Origin of the sequence: Methylobacterium sp. C1 (assembly GCF_001854385.1) — a bacterium.
Taxonomy (GTDB): domain Bacteria; phylum Pseudomonadota; class Alphaproteobacteria; order Rhizobiales; family Beijerinckiaceae; genus Methylobacterium; species Methylobacterium radiotolerans.
On record NZ_CP017640.1, the window covers coordinates 5,530,748 to 5,554,048 of the forward strand.

A 23,301-nucleotide genomic window follows, 5' to 3' on the forward strand; every position below is an offset into this window, starting at 1 on the left:
GTCAGGCGACGGGGAGGATCATGCGCCGCCGGCGAGTGACGGCGGAGCCTCGGTGCGGCACGCCTCACGTACGGCCCCGGCCAGGGCCCCCGCCGGGGGAGCTACCGAAACGACCCGCCCGTCCGTGGCAAACACGATCAGGCCGATGCCGGCGCCCGTCGCGGCCATGTAGCGCCGGACTTGGCCCCGGTACCCCTCGACCGCGGACTCCGTCGGCGCGACGTCGCTCTTCCAGTCCACGACGACCTCCGGCCGCCCGGACTCGTCGTAGGCCATCGCGTCGACGATGCCGGCCGTCGCGTGGTCCTCGCCGTCGCGTTCCTCCAAGGCGTACACCGGCAGCTCCGGCACGAGGCGTGCGCGCAGGGCCGCGATGGCGGGCACGGCCAAGGCCCGGGCCGCGCAGGCCGCCACCTCGTCGGGGTCCACGTCCCGGACGGCGAGCTGCATCGCGAGCTGGGAAGCGCGGAGCGCGAGATCGCCGCCCTCGTCGGTCTCGCCGGTCAGCAGCTCCTCGATGAGCTTGTGCAGGATCAGCCCGCGATCGCGGCTCCCGCGGACGGCCGCCGCGAGGCCGGGCGGCGCGACGGGCGCCTCGATGTCGGGCGCCTCGATGTCGAGGGCCCCGCCGGGCGCGGCCTCGTCGCCCTCGTGGCGGCTCGGCACGACCCATCTCAACCGGCGGTGGCCTGCCACCCGCGCGGCCTCCTCCGCGAAACTCTCGCGCGTCTGGGCGTTGCGACCCGCGGGACCGGTCCTCGCGCCCGGGACCGGAAGCCGGTCCATGTCGATGGCGGCCAGCCGGTCCAGCCCCAGGCCGACGACCGAGGCCCAGGCGTCGTCGTGGGCCGGGTCGGGGAACCGCGGGATCACCAGGGTCTCGCGCGCGCGGGTCGCGGCCACGTACCAGAGCCGCACGCGCTCGTTCCCGACCTCGCGGTCCTCGGCGGCCAGGACGGCGTCGTAGCCGGCCGGCCGCACCCCGAAGACCGGGCAGTAGAGGCAGTTCGAGGCGCGGTCGACCAAGGCGCCGCTCGCCGGGATCGTGAGCGTCGAGGTGTTGATCGGGATGACCACGGGCCATTCGAGGCCCTTCGACGCGTGCATGGTGAACAGGGAGACGGCCTCGGCCTGGGCGTCCGGACGCCCCTCGACCGCGCGGGTCCGGCCGTCCCAGGCGGCCTGCATCGCGCGGGCGAACGCGCGCAGTCCGCGCACGGCGTACGGGCGGGACATCTCAAGGTACAGGTCGACGTTGGCCAGGGCGCGCTCGGCGTGGCCGTCGTGACGCCGGCCCAGGACCGGCCTCAGCATGACGGCGTCGACCGCCCGGCTGAGGATGTCGTACGGCGTGGTCCCCAGCGCCTGCCGCGCCAACGCCTGGAGGCGTTCGAGGACGGGGCGCGCGACCGGGTGCGCGACGGCGGCCACGTCGATCCCGAGGCGCAGGGGCGGCACGGCGTCCGGCCGGTCCGGGTCGCGCGGCAGGCCGTGGACCAGGTCCAGCAGTTCCTCGTCGGTCAGGCCTACGGTCGGCCCGCGCAGGAACGCGCCGAGCGCCAGGGTGTCGCGCGGGTCGGCGAGGACGCGGGTCAGGGCGATGAGGTCCTGGACCTCCTGGCGACGGAAGAAGCCCTTGCCGGCCTGCGTCGACACGGGGACGCCCCGGGCCTCCAGCGCCTCCTCGTAGCGCCACAGGTCGCTCCCGCTCGGCGCCAGCAGGGCGATGTCGCCGGGCCGGAGGGGCCGCGTGCCGTGGGTCTTGCACGTGACCAGCTGCGTCCCGATCAGGCGGGCGCAGAGTTCGGCGACCGCCTCCGCCTCGGCGTCCCGCAGGGCGCCCGCCTTGCGCTTGGTCCCGTCCGCCGGGCCGGGCACGTCGAGGGCGGCGACGCAGGGGCCGCGGTCGTGGTCCTCGTGGAACGCCGCGAGGGGGGCGAACCCGGGCTGGCCGGGTCCGGCCAGGATGTCCTGGAAGCACCGGTCGACGAACGCGAGGATCGACCGGCAGGACCGGAAGTTCGTGGAGATCGGCACGACGTCGTCGGGCGAGCGGGCCAGGATCCGCTCGCGGGCGCGGACGTAGGTCGAGACGTCGGCGCCGCGGAAGCGGTAGATCGCCTGCTTCGGGTCGCCGACGAGGAACAGGGCGCCGGGCCGCAGCACGCGCGCCGTCCAGTCGTCGGCGGGCGCCCCCTCCGGCCGTTCCCCGCACAGCAGCCAGAACAGCATCGCCTGCTGCGGGTCGGTGTCCTGGAACTCGTCCACCAGCACGTGCCGGTGCCGCCGCCCCAGCGCCTGCCGGACCGGCTCGTGGTCCCGGAGCAGGCGCACCGCGGCCTCGACGAGGTCGTCGAAGTCGAGCAGGCCGCCGGCCCGCTTGCGCTCCCGGTAGCGGTCGAGGACCGTCCGGACCCGGGGCACGAGCCTGGCCAGGAGCTCGCTCGCCGCGGACGCCCGCATGCCGTCCCACGCGGCGCAGCAATCCCCGTGCAGCGTCTTGGCCGCGGCATGGAGCCTGTCCGCCTCGACCTTCGGGAGCCCGGCGCTCCGGACCGCGGCCTGCCACTTGCCCTTCCCGCCCTTGTAGGCCGCGAACGCGCCCTTCGACGTGCAGAGCGCCGGGTCGGGCTTCGCCGTCAGGACGCCCAGGAGCTCCGCGTCCCCGACCGGGCCGTGCGCCGGCGTCCGGGACGCCATCGCGCCGAAGGCCGCGGCGGCGGCCGCGGTCTCGGCCTCGGCGGGCGACGCCGCGACGAAGGCGGCGTAGGCCGCGACGCTTTCGGCGAAGCCTTCGGCGAGGCGGGACGACGGCACCGGGGGCGGCGGGCCCACGGCGCGGCCCGCGCGCAGGCAGCCGGCGACGCGCTCTACCGCCTTCTCGGCGGCGACGGGATCCGCGAGGAACATCTCCGCCACGAGGCATCGGCCGCCCGCGAGCGTCTCGCGCAGCCAGCCGTCCAGGATGTCGCGGAACAGGCCGTCGGCCTCGGCGTCGTCGGCGACGCGCGCCCCGGGGTCCATGTCGGCCTCGACCGGGTACGGCTTCACGAGCCGCTGGCAGAACCCGTGGATGGTCGTGCACACCAGTTCGTCGATCCGGCCCTGCGCGGCGGCCAGGCTCCCCTCCTGCTCCCGCGTCAGGCCATGCGGCAGGACGCAGCGCAACTCCTCGGGGACCTCCCCGGCGAGGAGGCGGTGGACGACGTCGCCGATCCGCTCCAGCAGCTCGCTCGCGGCGAGCTCCGTGAACGTCACCGCCGCGATCTCGCGCGGCGGGACGCCGGACGCCAGCATCATGGCGATCCGGCCGGAGAGGACCGCCGTCTTCCCGGAGCCGGCGCCGGCCTCGACGAGCATGGAGCGGTCGTGCCGCGCGATGGCCAGGGCGCGCTGCCCCGCGTCCGCCAAGGCCCTGTCGTGCACGGTCATCAGGGCGCTTCCCACACCAGGGCGGCGTCGCCGAGCGCCGCCGTCGCCGACGCCCGCTTGCGCGGGCAGTACACCTCGCCGGCGTTGGCCGGCAGCGCGAAGGCGAGGTCGTTCCACCCGGCCTCGGTGTCGGGTCCGGGCAAGGCGTTGCCCGCCCCGAGGCTTCGCCCGGCCGCCGCGAGGTGCCGGGCCAGGTCGGCCAGCGCCGCGTCGGGGCGTTCGAGGGCGATGCAGGTCCGCTCGCGCGGGTAGTGAAGCGAGGCGTCTATGGCCACGTCGCCGCCGAGCAGGACCCGGGCGGCGTAGCCGTAGATGCAGCGCTGCAGCTCCCGGCCTCCGGCCAGCACGTCGTCGGACCCGCGGGGCTTGCCGGTCTTGTAGTCGCGGACGCGGGCCGAGGCGCGGTCCCCCGAGAGGTCGAGGCGGTCGATGTAGCCGGAGATGCGGAAGCCCGTCCCCGGGATCTCCACGGGCAGGTCCGGATCCCACGGGACGGCGCCCCCGGCCCGCTTGGGGCCCCGGCCGCCGAACGGCACCTCGACCCAGCTGGACTGCCCCTCGTAGGCGTCGTCGGGGTGCGTGAGCGCGCTCCACGACGCGACCGACACGTCGTCGAGGACCCGGCGCCAGACCACCGCGGGCGGGATCGCCCGCCCGCGCTCCCACGCGTCGGCCACGGCCCGGACCGCGCCCTCCAGTGCCGCCCGCCGCGCGGCCTCGGACGACGCGGCCCCGTCCCCCGCCTCAAGGGCGATGACCGCCAGCTCCAGCACCTCGTGCATGAGGTTGCCGAACGCGCGATCGTCCAGCGTCAGCGTCTCCTGGCTGGAATCGGCGGCCTGGAGGCCGAGGCCGTAGCGCCACACGAAACCGAGGGGGTCGCGCAGCAGCTTGCGCAGGGAGTTGGCGGAGTGCACCCGGCCCAGCACCGACAGGATGACGGGGTGGTCGGGCCGGACCAGGCCGTCGTGCGGCGTCGGGGAGTGGGAGGCCCACGACGCCCAGCAGGAAGCGGCGGACCGGGCCTGGGCCGTGGACGCGAACTCCTCCGGCCGCGCCGTGAGCCGGTCGACCTCGCCGGCGGCATGCTCGGGGACGCGGTTCCTCCCGAGGTGCGCGCCGTCGGGGTGGTCGCGCAGAAGAGGGCTGCGGCCGAGGAGCCGGCCGTCGGCGCCGCGGCGGGCCCGCGACAGCACCACGGCGTCCGCGCTCGTGGCGAGGATCGCGTCGAAGTCGCCCCGGTCGACGGCCGAGCGCGGCTGCGGATCCAGGACGTGCGAGGGGACCAGATGGTCCGACAGCAGCCGGTCCTCCGTGGCCACCTGCGGCCAGCCGCGCGAGCTCAGCCCGAGGAGCCGGACGAACCGCCGCGGGGCGCTCGCCAGGGAGGACGCCGGCACCCAGACCACCGACGTGCCGGCGTCGGCGTCGTCGTCGATGCGCTGCCGTGACAGCGTCAGGTCGACCACGGCGGGCGCCCCCTCCAGCAAGGCCTTCCGCCAGATCCGGAGCGCGAGCCCGGATAGCAGGGCCTCCCCCGCCCGGGCGGCCCCCGCGGTCCCGGCGGCCAGGAGCGCCAGGATCGCGCGAAGCCCGGCGGCCAGCGCGGGACCCTCCGAGTGGCCGGTCACTCCCTCCCCGCCCAGCAGGCGCTCCCAGGCGGGGAGGTCGGAAAGCGGGGCCTCGCGGGGCAGGATCCGCGTCCATCCCTCCGGCAGGGCGGCGAACGGCCCGGGGGCGTGCCGCAGCAGCGCGGCGAGGCGGCGCAGGCCATCCTGCGTGACGCCCCTCACCAGGATGTCCGCGAGCGCCGCCGCCGCCTGCCCCTCGCGCACCGCCGTCGCAGGGACCCCGTGGACGAACCGCACGTCCAGGTTCGCCTCCGCGCGGAGCGCGAGGACGACGTCGTCGTAATCCTCCGTCCTGCAGGACGACACCGCGATCTCGGACGGCCGGGCCCGGCCGGTCGCCATCAGCCACCTCGCCCAGCGGAAGGCCTCCAGCACCTCGTGGCGTGGCGTCGCCGCGGTGCAGACCTCGACCGCGGGCGCCGAGCGGGGCCCGTCGACGACGCGAAGGGCCGCCGCCGGCACCCATTCGGGAACCGGGCGCGGCCCCGAGGCCCAGCAAACCGCCACGTGCCGGGCCAGGGCCGCGGCGACCCCTCGCCAGCAGGGCGCGAGGTCCGCCATACCCTGGAAGGTCGTCGGCCCGAGCACGCGCCCGGCGTGGGCGGCGCGGGCCGTCGCGGCGGCGGCGAGGTCGGTGGGGCGCATCATACCTGACGGCAGCTTCCCGACGACGGCCGCCTCCAGCCTGGCGAGGGACGCGACGCGGCCGGCGCCCGCGCCGTCCAGGGCGAACCCGGCAGCCCAGGCCTTCCGCAGCGTCTCCGCCGCGGCGTCGACCATGCCCGGGAGCGACTTGATCGGGTCGAGCTCGCCGATCTCGACCTCGTCCAGGGCCTCCTTGAGCGCCCCCCTGAGGGACTCGTCGTCGATGGGGCGGGCGAAGCCGCCGGCGAGGCGCGCGGCCAGGGCCTCCACGGTCAGCACCTGCACGCCGTGCTCGCCCCGGCGAGCCGCCGCCAGCCGTTCGTCCGCCACGGCCAGTCGACCGTGGACCACAACCGTCCGGCGAAACCCCATCGCCAACCCCCACCTCGGATTGCGGGCATTATCGGAGCACGCGATCCTTATGGTCAAGCTTGCGCCGCCGATCGACGCGTGCGGGGGGCGTCCCGTGTCCCGGATGCCGCGGTCGGCCGCGCCGACCGCGTCAGGCGCCGGGTTCGAGGATGCGGCGCGCGACGTCAGGGACGGCGTCCGCCTCCAGCCGCTCGACCGCCAGCGACCGGGCGAGCAGGGCGTCGGTCAGGTAGCCGTCGTACTTCTCGCGGACGGGCTTCGCCGCCAGGCCGGCAAGGGCGCCGGCGTCGGGGGGCGGGGAGCCGGCGATGTCGGTGAGGACGGCGCGCAGGTCGCCCGCGGAGCAACCCCGCACCTCGACGGCGTGGCCGTAGGGCGTGGCCTGCAGGTTGCGGGCCAGGAGCGTCAAGGCCAACGTCTCAAGCTTGGCCGCGCCGACCCACGGCAGGACCGTGCAGTCACGCCCGACCTCGACGATGCAGGTCCCGTCGAGGCCGTACCCCAGGAAGGCCGCCCTGCCTTGGTCGAGCAGCGCGCGAGCCCCGGCGTCGAGGTAGGCGGGCATCCCGGTGCCGGACAGGCATCGCCGCATCGCCGCGGCGACGGCGTCGTGCACGCCCGACCATCCGCCGCCGAACCTCGGCGGCAACGCCGACTTCGTGGGAGCCACCACGACGACCTTGGCCCGTGCGTCCAGGGACTCGATCCGCCATCGGCGGCCATTGAAGATGATCGTCTGCCCGGGCGCCAGCGTCAGGTCGAGCGGCACCGTGCCCAGGACCTTCCCGCCGACGACCATGACCCGGTACTCTTCGTCCGTCTGGAAGACGGCGTAGAACTGATGGCCCTCCGCGAGACGCTCGCCGGCCGGCCCCAGCATCAGCAAGCCGTCCGGCGACATCTCGACCAGGGCCGCCTCGGGACGCGCGATCGCCCTTAGCAGCTCGACGAACAGGTCGCGCGAGACGTTTCGAAACGGCCCGCGCCCGCAGAGCGTCCTCCAGGCGGCGTCCGGCCGCAGGCCCCCCGTCTGGGCGACGAGCGCGAGCACCTGGTGTGTGAGCGTCGAGAGATGCAGCCCGCCCACCCGCGGCGGCTCGCACCAGCGCTCCAGGAGCAGGTCGACGGTCGCCACGGCCTGCACGAGGTCGAGGCGCAGCCGGTCCGCCGGATGGAGCGTCGGCCCCGCCGCCTCCTCGGCGACGTAGATGCGCAGGACCGATGGCATGCCGGGCCGCCGGCCGGACCGCCCGAGCCGCTGGCGGAGCGACGACACGGATGGGCCCGGACCGATCTGCGCGACGCTCTCGACGTCGCCGATGTCGATGCCGAGCTCCAGGGTCGTCGTCGCCACCGCGGTCGTCGGCCGGCCGTCCTCGCGCAGGCGGGTCTCGACCGCCTCGCGCTCGGCCCTGGCGAGGTTGCCGTGGTGGGCGAAGAACTCGTTGGGGAGCCGCGCGTCCTCGGCGAGGGCGCGCAGGCGGTCCGCATACACCTCCACCCGCTGCCGGGATCCGGCGAACAGGAGGTTGCGGCGGCCGCGGAGCACCTCGAACAGGTGAGACGCGATCGGCTCGTCGGCCCCGTTCGCGTCCGGGGCCGGCTTCACGGGTTCCGCGCGCTCCGGACCGTCGGCGTCGGGGGCGCCTTCGCGACGCGCGTCCGCGGCTTCGCTCCCGGTGCCATTTCGCGGCGGGCGCTCGTAGCCGCGGACCTGCAGCAGCAGGTCGGCGCCGCCCTCGCGGCTCTCCACGAGCCGGACCGAATCCGGGGCGCCCGGCCGCAACGCCTCCCGGGCGAGGCGCATGTCGCCCAACGTGGCCGACAGCCCGACGCGGTCGACGTGGTCGCGCCCGCAGGCCACCTCGACGCGCGTCAGGAGGGACTGGAGCTGGCGGCCCCGCTCCGTGCCGACGAAGGCGTGCAGCTCGTCCACCACCACCGCGTCGAGCGCCCCGAACAGCCGCGCCGCGTCGGGTCCGCGGCGGACCAGCGTCGCCTCAAGGGATTCCGGCGTGATCAGCACGACGCCCTGGGGGCGCTCGCGCGCCTTGCGCTTCGCGTCGGCCGGGACGTCGCCGTGCCAACGGTGCAGGGGGACGTCGCAGGCCTGCAGCAGGCCTTCGAGGCGCCGGTGCTGGTCGTTGATCAGCGCCTTCAGCGGGCAGACGTAGAGGATGGCGAACCCGGGCCTCCCGCCGTCCAGCCGCGGCAGGACGCGCGTCAGCAACGGCAGGAACGCCGCCTCCGTCTTGCCCGCGGCCGTGCGGGCCGAGAGGATCACGTCGCCGCCCGCCAGTATCGCCGGGACGGCCATCTCCTGGACCTCGCGCAGCGCGGTCCAGCCCTGCCGCCAGATCCAGCGGCGCACCGGCTCGGCCAGGGCTTCGAAGGCCGTCGAGGCCGCGTCGGGGACGACGTGGGCGCCCGGCGCCCGCGCGCCTGTCACAGCCGCAGGCGCGCGAGGTCGTCGGTCCCCGCGGCCTCGCCGTCGCCGTCGTCCGCGGGCGCCGAAGCGTCGGCGGCGCCGTCCTCGGGTATGGCCACGGCGCCGAGCCGTTCGCGCCAGTCCGCCCCCGGGTTCTGGTCCAGCACGGCCAGGAGGTCCACGAACGCCTTGACCGTGTTGCGGGGCGTGCGGAAGTAGGCGTCGCCCACCCTGGCCCGGCAATGGTCGAGGAACGCGTGCAGCGCCTCGTCCGGGACCAGGTGGCGGGCCCGGTCGCCGCCCGCGAACACGTCCCGCAGGCGTTCGAGCAGGACCAGCATCTCCTCGGGGGTCAGGTTCTGCAGCCGGACCACGGGACCGGACAGGTCCACAAGGCCGTCCGTCGCGAAGCTGTTGCCCGCGAGCCGGGACTGGAGCGCCTCGTAGGAGTAGAGGCCCCGCCGCGTGTCCAGCAGGAACTCCGGCGTCCCGCCGAGGACGAACCCCAGGCCCTCGACCGTGCCCTGGAGGACGTCGTTGAGGACGCGCAGGATCTGCTCGTAGTTCTGGTTGCGGGCCTGGGGGCTCTGGAGCTTGTAGAGGTTCACGAGCTCGTCGAGGCAGACGAACAGCCCGTCATAGCCGGCGAGGCGTACGAAGCGGGCGAGGAGCTTCAGGCTGTCGTAGACGTTCCCGTCGTCGATGATGCCGCGGACGCCGAGATCCTGGCGCGCCTCGGTCCGCGTCGCGTACTCGCCCCGCAGCCAGCGCAGCGCGTTCGCCTGCCGTGCCTCGTCGCCGTCCTCGTGGGCCGCGGCGTAGGCGGCGACCACGGTGGCGAAGTCGTAGCCTCCCACCTGTTCCTGCAACTCGGCGAGGCCGGCCCGGATCGCGTCCTCGGTCGCGCGCCCGGGGCGCTTCCCGTCCTCGACGGCCCTGGCGACGAAACGTTCGAGGACGTTGCGCATGGCCCCGCCGTCGGGCGCCGCGCGGGTCGCGAGGTTCCGGGCGAGCTCCGCGTACAGCAGCCGCGCCTGGCCCCCCGTCGCGTGGAGCCGGCGGTCCGGGGCGAGGTCGGCCTGCATCACCACCAGGTTCTTGGCCAGGGCGAGCTGGCGCACGAGGAAGAGGAAGAACGTCTTCCCCGCACCGTACTCGCCGACGACGAAACGCAACGCCGCGCCGCCGTCGGCGACCCGCGAGACGTCCGCGAGGAGCGCCTCGATCTCCCTTCGGCGCCCCACCTGGATGTGCTGCAGGCCCAGGCGCGGCACGACCCCCGCCCGCAGTGCGTTGACGATGGTGTCGCGGTCCCGGGGCCTGATGTTCGGCGCGGGCTTGGTGACGGTGACGGTCATGCTGTTTCCAAAAGGTGGGCCGGGATCAGGCCGACGTTCACGAGGACCGGGTCGCCCTCCTCGACGAGCGGGTCGTCGAATCGGTCGAAGGACCACGCGTTGAGGTCCTCCATCGCCGCGCCGGGCATCAGCCCGCGCTCGCGGGCCAGGCGGTCGAACGCGTCCCTCGGCCACTCGGGTCGCCCCGCGAGGGCGCGCATCAGGCCGGCGAGCCGGGCGTCGAGGCCATCGAACCCGCCGTCGGGGGCCCCGGGGGCGGCCATCGGGGCCGGTTCGGCCTCGGGGGGCGCCCCCTGCGCCTCACGGATGGGGTCGGCGTCCAGGTCGAACACCCCGGCGAGGACGGAGCTCACCGCCTCGGTTTCCGACCTGATGGCGGCCAGGCGCTCCGCATCGACGCGTCCCGCCGGCGCGGGCGGTCCCCGTTCCGCCCGTCGGGACGCGTCGGCGGCCGCACGGCCCGACGGCTCCCGCCCGTCCTCGGGGCCGCCGGGGATGAGGAAGGCCGCCTCGCGCGCCGGGCCGCGCGCGACGAGCACGGGCCCGTCCGGCGCCGCCGCCGGCGCGGCCCCGTGCAGCGCCGAGTACAAGCCGTTGAGGTCCAGGCCCATCTGACGGAACGCCTTCTCCAGCAGCGCGATCTCGGCCCGGTGGTGGCGGCCGTCGCTGGACGCCACGCGCACGAGCGTGTCGGCGACGGCCCGCTTCCGCTCCGGGTCCAGCCCGGCGAGCCGGGCGCGCATCGAGGTGAGCTCGGTCGGGTGGGCTTCGAGCCACGATGCGTCGGCACCCAGCCGCAAGCGCTCGTCCGGGCCGAGGCCCGGCGCATCGGAAGCCAGGTCGCGCAGGACCGCGCGTTCGTCCTCGGTCACGACGCCGTCCGCGCGGGCCATCAGCATGCCGACGGACAGGGTGAGGAACGCAGCCTCGTAAGCCGCGGACGGGGCGTCCACGGCGTCCCGAGGCCCGGTCAACGCGAACAGCGTCACGTCCGCCGCCGGGGCTCGGACAGGGAAGCGGGGGTCGGGGATCAGGCCGATCCCGAAGCGGCACAGGACGTCGGCCAGCTCCCGCGGCTTGGCGGCGGTGGCTCCCGCATCGGACCGCCCGGCCACGCGCCTGCCCAGCTCGGCCAGCGGCACCGGGGCGCACGCCTCCGCCCGCTCGCGCAGCCACGAGAGGTGGGCGGCGGCCGGCGCGTCCGCCGCGCGCTCGCGCTGGCCGGCCGGCAACAGGGCCAGGGCCTGGAGCGAGAGGGGGGACGCTCGGCCCGCCTCCTTGCCCAGGTGTCGGCTGTAGGCGTCCAGCCGGTCGGAGCTCAGGTCGAGCAGCTCGCGCCCGAGGGCGAGCGCGTCCGCGTGACGCGCGAGGTCGGGCATCCGCTCGGACCCGAAGAGCGCGAGGTCGACCTCGAAGGTCCGGCTCGCCGCCCGGTACAAGGCCGGGGACGGCGCGCCCTTGCGCCACTTGATCGGCAGGCCGCCGGACGGATGCCGGCGCTCGAACTCCGCCACGAACTCGTCCCTGACGCGGTCGAAGGCGCGGCGCGCCGGCGTGCGCACGCGCGTCTCGGGGTGGGACATCGTCCATGCCAGCAGCCAGACGCCCTCGACCGGCTTGCCGTCGCGGATGCGGGAGCCGACGGCGAAGCGCACCGACAGCGGCAGCTCGTAGCCGCTGGGCTCGAAGACCGGCGCCGGATCCGTCCCGGGCACGAGCGACAGGGCGTCCAGCGCCGCCAGCAGGCAGCTCGCGTAGTGGCGGAACGAGCCGTTGTCGCCGTAGACCGAGAGGAGCCGCTCGACTTCCGCTCGGATGGCGGGCCTGTCCTCGGCCGATCCTTCGAGCACCCCGCGCCGTTCGAGCCCGTAAAGGTACAGGAACACGTAGCCGATGGGCGTCCCCGGAGCGGCCCGGTCGCCGGCCAGCCATTCGAGGTAGGCCCGACGGGACGAAGGCTTCATGCTCCCGTAGGACGGGCAGTATTCCAGGTGCCGGCCGGCGGTGTCGGAGGTGGTCCTGGGGACGGCGAGCCCGGGGTCGACCAGGCAGTTGTCGTTCTGTTCGCCCCCCTTGGCCGGCGGCAAGGTCCTGCCGACGTAGACGAGCCCGGGAAGGGTCAGGCCCGCGACGGCCACGCCGACGCCGGCGGGGACCCACGTCCGGTCGCCGGCAAGCCTGTGCTTCGATGGACGCGTCGCGGGTTCGGATGCCCGGGGTGGCGCGGCCGCATCCGGGGAACGCGGGGCGATGGCCGGCGGGTGGCACGAGCGGTCGTCGGCCGTCTCCGGCGATCGCGCGACGAAAGGGTTCGAGGCAGGCGCCGGACCGGCGCGCGGCGGCTCTCCGGATCCCTGTCCGGGATCGATCGCGCCGGATCGATCCGTCGCTTCAATGGGATCATCCGCCGGCGGATCGGCGACGGCGTCCGGCGCCGGGACCTCCGTGGAGCCGACGAGCCCCGTCATCGGGCTCGGGTCGGCCATCGGCGTCCTCGGTTCGGGAATGACGGCGACGTGGTTCGAGGCCGCCGGCCGTGCAGCGCGCAAACCCACGGGTGCCTCGCGCGGCAGGCCGGTCGATGGAGCCGGCTCGCCGTCCCTAAGCCCGGCGTCGATGGTCTCCGGCGTGGACGGGACCAATTGGCGGCGTCTGCGGCGCACGCCCCAGGCGGCCAGCAGGGCGCCGGGTACGATGGCGCCGACCAGCGCGAGCGTGGCGAGGGGGAAGGCGGGGGCCGGGGACTGGCTCGAAGTCCCCGGCGCTTGCGATCGTGGCTCGGCGGCGGGGTTCGGCGCGTTGGCCCTGGACTCTCCCGACGCTTGACCGGAGACCGAAGGCGCGGCGGCTTTCGCCCCCCCGGTGTGTCCGTCGGGGCTGTCGCTATCGATGGCATCCTGGGCCGACGACGTCGGCGCCGGGCTTTCCTTGGCTCGCGCATCGGGATCCGGGACTTGTGCGACACCGACGGATGGCAGCGGGGAGCGCGCGGTCGCGTCGGGCTCCGGGGCCTTGGCGATCGGCGAAGCCGCAGACGGCTGCCTGGATCGTTGCCGCAAGCGCGCCAGCGTGTCTGGATCGGCCCTTCCGCTCTCGGGGAGACCTTCGCCGCGCTGGAAGCGTCTGAGGGCAGCCAACGACCGCGGGCCCCACCTGCCGTCGATCGTGCCAGGGTCGAAGCCAAGGTCCCTGAGGTCGTTCTGTGCGGCGCGGGTGGCCTGATCGACCCCCTGCGCCGAGGCATCCCCACCCGACGGGGGGACGGAAACGAACGCCATCACCAAGACCAGGGCGGCCCAACGCCCCTTGGCTCTGCTTACCCTTGCCACGTGATCTGGCTCCGCGGGCCGCCGCGCGTTGTCGCCGCCTGGCCCACGACCGTATTCTGATTTGGTCCGCGAATCCAAGACCGAACGCGCCGTTCCGGGTCCGCTATCCTAGGTTGAGGATAGCCGGCCGTGCGGGTCGCACGGATGCGCGCGGTCCGATCGTGGCCGATCCGGCCCGGACAGGGCGCGCGGTTTCGGGCCGTTGGCCCCGCATCGCGCCGCGCCTGCCCGTCGAGACGGGCCACAGGCCGGCCCGATTCCTCGCAGGTCGAATCGAACCGTGCCGTCGCGCTCGTCGCAGGGTCGACGACGCGAGCCGCGCACCCACTCGCGAGGTCCGCACCGGGGGAAGGCGGGCCAGTCGCGTCGTTGGCTGACGACCTACCGCGTATGACGAAGCCGGCTTTCGACTTCCTTGCAGAGGGTCTCCGCAAAAGCCTGGGTACCGAGCAGGCCACCGAGGTCGCGTGTGCGGGTCGCTGGGTCCTTGACCAGGTGATCGACGGCCGCGTCAATCGCCGCCGCGCCCCGCCGAAGATCGGGACGGTCGAGCCGATCTGCCAACCAATCGAGCAGCATCGCGGCCGACAGCACCAGCGAGCATGGGTTGGCCTTGTCCTGCCCCTGGATGTCGGGCGCCGAGCCGTGCTGAGCTTGCGCCACGCAGTGCTGGTCGCCTGCGTTGATCGCCGCGCCCAAACCGAGGCTGCCCGACAACTCGGAGGCGAGATCCGACAGGATGTCCCCGAACATGTTGGTGGTGACTATCACGTCGAAGCGGGCGGCATCGCGCACGAGCATCGCGGTCATCGAGTCGATCAACTGGTCGTCGGTGGCGATATCCGGATAGCTCTCCGCCACGCGGCGGCCTTCCTTCAGGAACAGGGCGTCCGACATCTTCAGCACGTTGACCTTGTGGACGTAGGTCAGCTTCCGCCGACGCCGGGTGCGGGCGATCTCGAAAGCGGCGCGGGCGATCCTTTCGGAGCCCTTGGCGGTCACCTTGCGCATGGCGATGGCGACGTCGGGCGTCGGCATGAACTCCCCGGTGCCCATGTGCATCGTGCGGTCGGCGTAGAACCCTTCCGTGTTCTCGCGGACGATCACGAGGTCGATGGGCGTGCGGCCGTAATAGGCCAGCCCTTCACGCGAGCGGCACGGCCGGATGTTGGCATAGAGGTCGAGTTCGCGCCGCAGCAGCGCCGAGCCGTTGATCCCACCCTTCTCGCGGGGCGGATAGTCCGAGTGCGAGACCGGCCCAAGGATCACCCCGTCCGACGCCCGGCAGCGCTCCAACACCGCCTCCGGGAACGTCGAGCCATCCCTCGCGAGGCGGGACAGCCCGATCTCGTGTTCCTCGAAGGTGAGCCCCAGGGCGAGCGCCCGGTCGACGACTTCCAGCACGCGGCGGGTGGCATGTGAGATCTCAGGTCCAATGCCATCACCCGGTAGCATGACGAGGTGCATGAGCGCTTCTCCCTGACCGCGCCGGTACGCTGGGCTCATAGAGTCAGCCCTCGACATCCGGAACGCAAGGCGTTCGGACTGCGGTGCGGTCGAGGGCGCATCGACGTCTTGCCCTCCAGCGAGGGCCGGCGCCGCCGCGGGCGCCGTTCAGCCTCCGGCGGTGGGTACGAGGGGGCGGATTTCGACCGCCGGAGGCCTTGCGCCTGCGCGAACGACAGGGTCTCCGCTGTGCGGCGCCGCTGGTCGCAGTCGGCGGAACACCCGGGATCGAATTGCCAGGGCGTACGTGCGCTCCGAATTGGGCATGACTCAATCGTCCGTCGCCGAGTTTCGGGGAACGAAGGGCCTGGGCTGCGTTTGTCGAGGTACGGTTGGCGATGCCGCCAGTACCCCGATCATGGCACACGCGCGCGGCAGTCCCGGGGGCGACCCGGGAGCCGGCACGTCCGCCCGGTGCAGCCATCGTCTCGCGTCGAGCGTGGCGCCCGATACGGGCACATCCTTGAGGAGGTCGGCCATGGACTACCTGCGCTACGCAGCCGAGATCGAGACCCCCGCGCCGGACGAGCAGAAGACCATCGACGGCATCATCGAGGGGATGACCCGGCAGTCACGGGCCGTCGAGGCGCGCGAGCACCATGCGGTGCGCGCGAGCCACGCCAAGAGCTCGGCCTGCGTGACCGGCGAACTGGTGGTCGCAGAGGGTCTGCCGCCCGAGTTGGCTCAGGGCCTTTTCGCCACTCCGGGGACGCATCCGGTCGCGGTGCGCTTCGCGCAAGGCCCCGGCGAAACGCTGGGGGACCGCGTCTCGACCCACCGCGGCATGTCGATCAAGGTCTTCGACGTGCCCGGCGAGAAGCTGCCCGGCCACGCGGTCGACACCCAGGATTTCGTCCTCGCCACCGGCACGACCTTCCCGTCCGGCACGGCGGCGGGGTTCCTGCGCGACGGCACGGTCATCGGCAAGTCGACGGGGATGCCGGAGGGGGTGAAGAGCGCAGTCTCCTCGACCGCGCGTAACCTCAACCGTGTCCTACACGCCTTCGGCACGGAGAGCGCCATGGCCGATTTCTTCGGCCACCCCTACAGCCATCCGCTCGCCGACAGCTACTTCAGCCAGGCGCCGGTCCGCTTCGGGGACTACGTGGCCAAGCTCGGGGCCGTGCCGGTGACCGACGCCCAGCGCGCGCTCTCCGAATGGCGGCTCGACCCCCATCAGGACGAAAACGGGTTCCGGCACGCCACGGTCGACTTCTTTCGGGAGCACGACGTCGTCTACGAGCTGAGGGTCCAGCTTTGGGCCGACGCCGACAAGCAGCCCATCGAGGACGCCTCGGTCGACTGGCCGGTCTCGGTCAGCCCGTACCGCACGGTGGCGACGGTTCGCCTGCCGCCCCAGGACGCCTACTCCCCGGAGCGGGTGAACTACTTCGACGAGGTGATGACCTTCCGTCCCGCGCATAGCCTCGCGGCGCACCGGCCGCTTGGCTCCGTCATGCGGGCGCGGCTGCAGGTGTACAGGGCGCTCAGCGCGTTCCGCCATCGCGAGAACGGCGTGGCGGAAGAGGAAACTGGCGGCATCGACCGCATCCCGGCCTGAGGACGGCGACGCCAGGGACCGGTCGGTCAGAGAGGATTCGATGACGAGCCCGAGGGCAGACGGCCCGCGACCCTGATTGCGCCGCGCGTCACGGAGGACCGGCGTTCACCAGGCCGCGCGAGGCGGTGTTCGAGGCCGGGGCGAGCATGATGGTCATCGGGCCGAACGCCGCTCAGTCGCGGGGCGCGGTCGCTCCGCTGCCTCTCCGGCGAAAGCCTGCTTCAGGTCGGCGGCGACCGCGTCCTCCGCCCGCTTGGCCATTCGGGCGATCCGTCGCGCGACCGTTCGGTGATGGCGTGCCTCTCGCTCGCCGGGGGTGTCACGCGGCATCCTGCCTGACGATCCCATGGGTATGGCGGGAGAACGCCGCGATGGGCGACGGGCGTCCCAGGAGATAGCCCTGCACCGCATGGCATCGCTCTGCGGCGAGGAAGCCGAGTTCGGCCTCGGTCTCGACCCCCTCGGCCAGGACCGGAAGCCCGAGGCCCCGGCCGAGGCCCAACACCGAGCGCACGATGGCCGCGGTCTGCTCGTTGGTGTCGACGGCGCGCGTGAACGAGCCGTCGATCTTGATCTTGTCGAACGGGAAGGAGCGCAGGTTGGAGAGCGACGAGTAGCCCGTCCCGAAATCGTCCATCGCGACACGCACGCCGACCGCCTTGAGTTGCCGCAGGGTGAGGAGCGCCCGGTTCGGGTCGCTGATCAGCGCCGTCTCCGTGATCTCGACCTCCAGCCGTCCGGGGGCCAACCCGGTCCCGAGGAGCACCTCGTGCACCAGCCCGACGAGGTCCGGGGAGTGGATCTGCACCGCCGAGACGTTGACGGCGATGGACAGGGGCCTTGGCCAGCCCGCGGCCTCGCGGCAGGCCTCGCGCAGGACCCACTCGCCGATCCGAAGGATGATGTCGCTCTCCTCCGCGATGGGGATGAACACGGACGGCGGGACGTGGCCCCGCTCGGGGTGCCTCCAACGGAGCAGCGCCTCGAAGCCGATGACCTCGCCGGTGCCGACCTCGGTCTGGGGCTGGTAGACGAGCTCCATCTCGCCGCGGGCGACGGCATGGCGGAGGTCATGTTCCAGCGAGCGGCGCTCGTGCACCTCCGCGCCCATCCGGGCCTCGAAGAAGCGGTACGTGCCGCGGCCCTCCGACTTGGCCCGATACAGGGCGGTGTCCGCGAAGTTGAGGAGCGCCGCGCGTTCCCGGGTGTCGTCCGGGTAGAGGGCGACGCCGATGCTGGTCGCGATGCTGGGGCCGCCCCCCTCAGCCCGGCCGGCGCGCAGCGCCTCCAGGATGCGCTCCGCGAGTCCCCCCGCGGCGGTCGCATGCTCGCACGGCATCAGAACGGCGAACTCGTCGCCGCCGAGGCGCGCCATGGTCTGGGTGCCGTCGAGCTCCGCGGAGACGATGCGGGCGACGGCCTCCAGCATCGCGTCGCCGGCGGCGTGACCGAACAGGTCGTTGACCTCCTTGAAGCGGTCGAGGTCGAGGCAGAGCACGGCGAGCTTGCGTCCCCCCACGTCCGCCGCCCGCATCTCAAGGTCGAGCCGCTGGCCGAAGCTGGCGCGGTTCGCGAGGCCGGTGAGGGCGTCGTGGTGGGCGAGGAACGCGATACGGCTTTCGGCCTGGCGACGGGCACGCAGGTCGCGCACGGCCACGGCGTAGTGGGGCCGCCCGGCATGCTCGACCGGCTGCATGATCACCTCGACCGGGATCAAGGTGCCGTCCGCGCGCCGAAGCTCGACCTCCACCGGTCGCTCGGGATGGCCGGCCATGAGGAGGCGTGTCGCTTCCCCGGGAAGGTAGGCGGACAGGGACGAGCCCGGGAGGCCGGCCTGGGGCCGGCCGGCGAGCTTGGCGAAGCTGCGGTTGGCGCTGACGACGGTGTCGCCCGTGCAGACCACGAGCCCCTCGACGGCGGCGTTGGCGAGGCTGTGCAGGCGGTCGGCCTCCAATTGGGCATGCCGGCGGTCGCGGAGGTCCAGCGCGAGCGCGGCGCCGGCCATGAGGAGGATGGTGAAGCTCGCCAGCGCGACGGCGACGGCCAGCCACGCGTTCGGGACCGCGGCCTCGGAGACGGCCATGGTCGGGTCCGGGGTAACGGTGACGGCGCCCATCGCGGTGAAATGGTGCCCGCAGATGGCGAGCAGCAGCAGGAGCGCGGCGGGAAGCTGGCGGGCGAGGCCTCGCCCGCCCGGCCGGGCCGACAGGGCGGCCCCGCCGAGCAGGACGGAAAGGGCGAGCGAGGCCGCGACGGCGGCGGGGTCCCACGCCTTGTGCCCGGCGACGTCGTAGGCGGCCATGCCGGTGTAGTGCATCGCCGCGATGCCGAGCCCGACGACGCCACCGCCGGCCCATGCGGCCGCACGCCCCCCGACGGAGACCGAGAGGGCCACGCCGGCGCCGACCAGCGCGATCGCGAGGACGAGGGAGAGCGCGGTGAGACCGAGATCGTAGCCGCCCGGGACGCCAGGCGCGAACGCGAGCATGGCGATGAAGTGCGTCGCCCAGATGCCGGATCCCCCCGCGAAGGCGGCCACGGCGAGCCAGCCGACCTGGACCCAGGCGGCGGTCCGGCGGGCGTGGTCGACGAGGCAGACCGTCGTCAGCGCCGACAGTCCGCAGGTGGCGGCCGCCAGGACGACGAGGCGGAGATCATGGGTTTCGACGAGGCATCCGACGACGTTGAGCATGGCGCGGCCTCGAAACCCGTTGAATCCCTCTGATCGCACAAGTCCCTGTCGGACGAGTTAAGCGTGCGCGACCATGTCGTGGATCCACAGGCGATCGCCGATGGGTGCCGCGGATCGGCCAGGCCCCCCTTCCGGTGGGCCTCCCGGTCATCGTCGTGGCGTCGGGACGGTGTCGTCGAGGGGCGCGGCATGGGACCACGGCTCGTCGACCTTGCCGGCCAACAAGCGAGATCGACGCGGTGTTCACCGGCCTCGACATGCGCGGCTCCACCGCGGGCATGCAGCCCGCCTTCGATCCGCCACCGCTGGCCGCCTATCGAGTTGCTGATGGTCCCGTCGCGGCCCTTGGACGCCTCGAAGATTCCGGAGCGCGGGATCGTGCTCGGCGAGCCGTTCGACCCCCGCCGCATCGAAGCCGCGCTCCAGACATTCGCGGGCTGAGCCGAAGTCGAACCCATGGTGTCCCGGGTAGCGGCGACGACGGGCAGGCCGTCGCAGTGGTCAGCCCGCCGAGCCCGTGCCGGCTCGTGCGTCGTGGCGGCGTTCGCGCCGTCCGTCTGCTGATTGTCGAGCTTGCGCATCTCCCGTGGCGATGTTCTGCGGGCTCGTTTCGCCGTTGCGCCAGCCTGGTCGGCCTCGGACGGCGGTCGCGCTCGGTCGCCGTCACGTCCCGTGCGCTGAGCGCCACCACGGGGACCTTCGCGCAGCCGGGCAGCCCCGGGAGCCTGTCGAGAGAGTGGAACCCGTCCATCACCGGCATCGTGAAGCCGAGCGCCGCGCAGCCGTTCCCGGCCCCTAGACGGCCCAGCCATTGTGCTCTGGCACGGTGCGAGGGCGGTGACGCATGTGCCCCGGTGATCGCGGAACTTTCTTGTGCGGTCCCGGCGCGGTGGCCGGGCCGTCGGCGGGGCAGGATCAGCCGGGTGGCCCATTCCCGTCGGCGGCGTGGGCCGAGGTTGTGGGTTGCAAGCCCCCCGACCAACCTTCGCCGGGACGATCGGGCATCGGGCTCGATGGTGCACTGAGCGGGACGGGCCAGTCATGACATCCATGGAAATAAGTTCTTCTGTCGGCCCCACCGTGCGGGTCACGCATTTTTGCCATATCGGACTCTCGCGCTCGATTCCGGCGGTGGGACATCCGGACGAGACTCGCGCCTTCGCCCTCAACCAGGCCCTCCCAAAGGCGAACCGCGGCGCGGTCCTCGACGACCTCTGCGCGTCGCTGGCCGAGGCGGGCGGCGACGAAGCGGTGCAGTGTCTCGACCAATCCATGGTGGAGCACCGGATGGACGAGCTGTTCGGCATCGTCGGCGCCTGCGTCTCCGTCCAGGCCGCTCGCCTGAAGGATGGCGTCCGGGGGGCAATGACCGAGGCGATGGAGGAGGCCCGCGCCTGTGGCGTGCATGTGTCCTGGACATCCAGGATCGAGGCGGTCGCACCCGGAACCGTGCTCCATGCCGCGCCCGACAACATCCGCGAACGGGTGAAGCAGGTCCTCGGGCTGTCGCGCGCGTTCTATTTCGCCCCGGTCGATCCCTTCGTGCACGTGAACTACCAAGTCATGCTCAGCGGCCCCGACGGGGATGTCGACCGCCTGGGTCGGAAGCTCGCCGACCACCTGGCCTCCCTGATGCCGGCAGGGACTGAGCGGCCGACCGTCAGATCCGAGACGCAGACCGAGACCGTGTACCCGGGCGCCACCTACGAGGAGTGCGTGCGGAACCGGCTGGCAACCCGCAGGCCGTTGCCCCCGACGGGAGAGGCGTTCATGTCGGGCGTCCGCGAGGCCCGGCGCGCGATCGAGGCCGGCGACGCCGTGGCCGCCTTCGCGGCGGCCGACGACATCGCCCGACTCGTAAGGCGCGACCCGGTGATGACGGCATTGCTTCTCCGAGGCGATCGTCCCGGCGACGGGAGCAAGCGCTTCGAGGTCGGCAACGCCCGCAAGCTCGCCCGGCACATCGCGTGCGTCGTCGCGACCCTGAAGGCGCAGGACGATCTGGAGGGCCTTCGCGGCCTGCTCTTCGCACCCTCGGGCATGGTGGAAACGATCCGGGAGAAAGTCTGGTACGAGCTCGCCGCGAACCGACTCCCCCAATACCACGCCAAGCCGATCAGGGCGGCCTTCGGCGACGTCGGCAACGCGCAACTCCACTTCGAGGCATTCGACGTCGATGGCCAACGCCGTCCGGCGGCGACGAACGGGCCAATCGACCGGGAACAAGCCCTCCTCGATTTCATCGCCGCAGGTGCTCCGGACCAAGAGACGGCGCCATCGCCCGACGATCGTCCGGGTCTCGATGGACCGAGCCCGTCCATCTGACCCGCTGCCCCCTCCGCGGCTCCCCGATCGGACGGGCCGTCGTCTCGGGGCGAGGTTCGGTAAACGCGTACCAAGCTGCCGTGGGCCTTCCGCGCCGTAGGCGTGTTCGCCGCGCCCTGGACATCGTTAGGCTTCGAACGGCCGAGCCGCTTCGCGAAACCTGTCGATCCCTGCGAGTTTCCTCACCGGCCGTCGGCACGGGTGACCTGACCGGTATTTTGGACCGGGCCGAGTGAGAGGCTACTGCATGGCAGCGACCATGGAGGCCGGAAGGCCAGATCCGGGAAGGTGACGGGCCCGGGCGGCCGGTAGCCCAAGGACGAATGCGGCCGGACGCGGTTGTATGTGTTCTGCCAGATCCCGATCACGGTCTGCGCCTCCTTGAGCGAGTAGAAGATCTCCTGCCTCAGGCACTCGTCCTTCAGCTTGCCGTTGAAGCTCTCGCAGTACCCGTTCTTCCACGGCGAGCCTGGGGTGATGTACTGGATCTGCGGGCCCGTCTTGGCGACCCATTTGCGCAGCGCCTTCGCAATCATCTCGGGGCCATAGCACATCGGGAAGATGGCTCGACGGCTCTGGGGCGGCGCGCGAAGCCATGCTGAGCGCAGCGCGCCGCCCTGGGCGGTCATGGCCGATCGACAGGTCTCTAGAATGACGGTGTTCGAAGCCTCATTCCGGAGACGGATCGACCATGACCAGACCACAGCTTACGCCGCCGGCCGGCGTTCTCGTAGCCATCGACGTCGCCAAGGCCCGCAACGAGGTCCTCATCGAGGTGCCCGGCTCCGGCCGACGACGCCGGTTGAGCGTCCTCAACACCCGCGCCGAGCACGACCGTCTGATCGCGCTCCTGTCGAACCTCGGCCAGCCGGTGACCTGCGGTTTCGAGGCCACCGGCAACTATCACCGCCCGATCGCTTGGCGCCTGCTCCAGGCCGGCTTTGCCGTGCGCCTGATCTCCTCCGTGGGGCTCGCCCGCACCCGCGAGGCCCTGCACAACGGCTGGGACAAGAACGACCCGAAGGACGCCCAAGTCATGCTGCACATGATCCGCATCGGCGCCTCGCAGGTGTATCACGACCCGCTCGCCGCCGGCATCAACGACGTGCAGGAGCTGTCCAAGACGCACGACGCCGTCTCGCGGGCCAAGACCGAGGTGCTGCATCGGATCCTGACCCACTACCTGCCGCTGTATTTCCCAGAGGTCGACCGCTTCCGCCACAACAGCCGCTCGGACTGGTTCTTCGCCTTCCTCGATCGCTTCCCCACGCCCGCCTGCATCACCGCGCTGAGCAAGGAAGCCTTCATCGCCGCCGCCTGGGATGTCGTCGGGCGCAAGGTCGCCAAGGCGCAACTGCTCGGCGACATCTACGAGACGGCCCACAGCTCGATCGGCCTGCCGGTGCCGCCTGACGCTCCGGCGGTGAGCATGTTCCGGCTCGTCATCGGCGAGGCGCGCGGGCTGATCCAGCAGCGCGACGCCATCGAGGCCACGGCCGACGCCCTCTTGACCGACAGCTCCGACTACAAGCTGCTGCGCCGCATCCCCGGCATCGGCCCGATCAACGCCCTGACCATCCTGGCTGAGGCCGGCGACCTGCGCCGCTTCAGCCATCACCGGCAGTTCCTGAAGTTCTGCGGGCTCGATCTGGCCACCCAGCAATCCGGCACCTTCCGCGGCCAGACCAAGCTGTCGAAGTACGGCAACGCCCGGCTCCGGCGTACGCTCTGGCTGGCCGGACAGGTCGCTATCCGGCAGCGGGAGAACGGCTTCCGCGACAAGTTCGAGCGCTACATCGCCCGCGACCGGCACAATGCCGACCTGCGGCGTAAGGCGCTGACCGCGATCACCGCCAAGATGGCGCGCGTGGTGCACGCCGTCATCAAGACCGGTGCCGACTACCGGCCCTTCGTCGAGGGGCCGGTGCCAGGTGGGAGAACCCCTCTCAGCAGAGCCGTGAGGGCGTGAGAACCACGACCCTGTAGATAATGCTCGGGTCTCCTGCCTGGATCGACATCTCG

The 23,301-nt window shown here is 72.9% G+C and carries 10 protein-coding genes and 1 pseudogene; 3 read left to right on the forward strand and 8 right to left on the reverse strand.

All coding sequences use genetic code 11. The features are described 5' to 3' along the window. Positions 1-18: 18 nt before the first annotated feature. The 6 genes from BKE41_RS25565 to BKE41_RS25595 form a co-directional block, all read right to left on the reverse strand. Positions 19-3,432 (reverse strand): UvrD-helicase domain-containing protein, encoded by a 3,414-nt coding sequence (locus tag BKE41_RS25565; RefSeq protein WP_071000271.1) that lies wholly within the window; start codon positions 3,430-3,432, stop codon positions 19-21. After that, entirely contained in the window at positions 3,432-6,080 is a 2,649-nt protein-coding gene (locus tag BKE41_RS25570) for a PD-(D/E)XK nuclease family protein (protein WP_199825813.1), read from the reverse strand. Before BKE41_RS25570 ends, BKE41_RS25565 begins: the two co-directional genes overlap by 1 nt. Positions 6,081-6,210: 130 nt before the next feature. After that, positions 6,211-8,529 carry a DEAD/DEAH box helicase gene (locus tag BKE41_RS25575; protein ID WP_071000273.1) on the reverse strand — a complete coding sequence of 773 codons (2,319 nt, stop codon included), beginning with the start codon at positions 8,527-8,529 and terminating at the stop codon, positions 6,211-6,213. Beyond that, complete coding sequence (locus BKE41_RS25580) at positions 8,526-9,866, reverse strand: ATP-binding protein (protein WP_071000274.1); 1,341 nt, start codon at positions 9,864-9,866, stop codon at positions 8,526-8,528. Before BKE41_RS25580 ends, BKE41_RS25575 begins: the two co-directional genes overlap by 4 nt. Continuing rightward, entirely contained in the window at positions 9,863-13,144 is a 3,282-nt protein-coding gene (locus BKE41_RS25585) for a TerB N-terminal domain-containing protein (RefSeq protein ID WP_083374420.1), read from the reverse strand. The genes BKE41_RS25580 and BKE41_RS25585 overlap by 4 nt, the downstream gene beginning before the upstream one ends. Positions 13,145-13,576: 432 nt before the next feature. Further along, positions 13,577-14,662, reverse strand: a complete 1,086-nt coding sequence (locus tag BKE41_RS25595) for an isocitrate/isopropylmalate dehydrogenase family protein (RefSeq protein ID WP_043074874.1) — start codon at positions 14,660-14,662, stop codon at positions 13,577-13,579. 517 nt (positions 14,663-15,179) lie between these two features. Here BKE41_RS25595 and BKE41_RS25600 point away from each other — a divergent pair. Further along, entirely contained in the window at positions 15,180-16,262 is a 1,083-nt protein-coding gene (locus BKE41_RS25600; protein WP_043074875.1) for a catalase family protein, read from the forward strand. 319 nt (positions 16,263-16,581) lie between these two features. Here BKE41_RS25600 and BKE41_RS25605 read toward each other — a convergent pair whose 3' ends face one another. Beyond that, positions 16,582-18,954, reverse strand: coding sequence for an EAL domain-containing protein (locus BKE41_RS25605; protein ID WP_071000275.1), 2,373 nt, complete (start codon positions 18,952-18,954; stop codon positions 16,582-16,584). A gap of 1,041 nt (positions 18,955-19,995) precedes the next feature. Here BKE41_RS25605 and BKE41_RS25610 point away from each other — a divergent pair. Next, the gene (locus BKE41_RS25610; protein WP_124262953.1) at positions 19,996-21,279 is read left to right on the forward strand and encodes a hypothetical protein; all 1,284 of its coding nucleotides are present in this window, start codon (positions 19,996-19,998) and stop codon (positions 21,277-21,279) included. A gap of 182 nt (positions 21,280-21,461) precedes the next feature. Here the strand turns inward: BKE41_RS25610 and BKE41_RS30925 are convergent. After that, a pseudogene (locus tag BKE41_RS30925) lies at positions 21,462-21,824 on the reverse strand (integrase core domain-containing protein); the annotation flags it as partial. A gap of 146 nt (positions 21,825-21,970) precedes the next feature. Here BKE41_RS30925 and BKE41_RS25620 point away from each other — a divergent pair. Next, the gene (locus tag BKE41_RS25620; RefSeq protein ID WP_071000277.1) at positions 21,971-23,248 is read left to right on the forward strand and encodes an IS110 family transposase; all 1,278 of its coding nucleotides are present in this window, start codon (positions 21,971-21,973) and stop codon (positions 23,246-23,248) included. Positions 23,249-23,301: the final 53 nt, after the last annotated feature.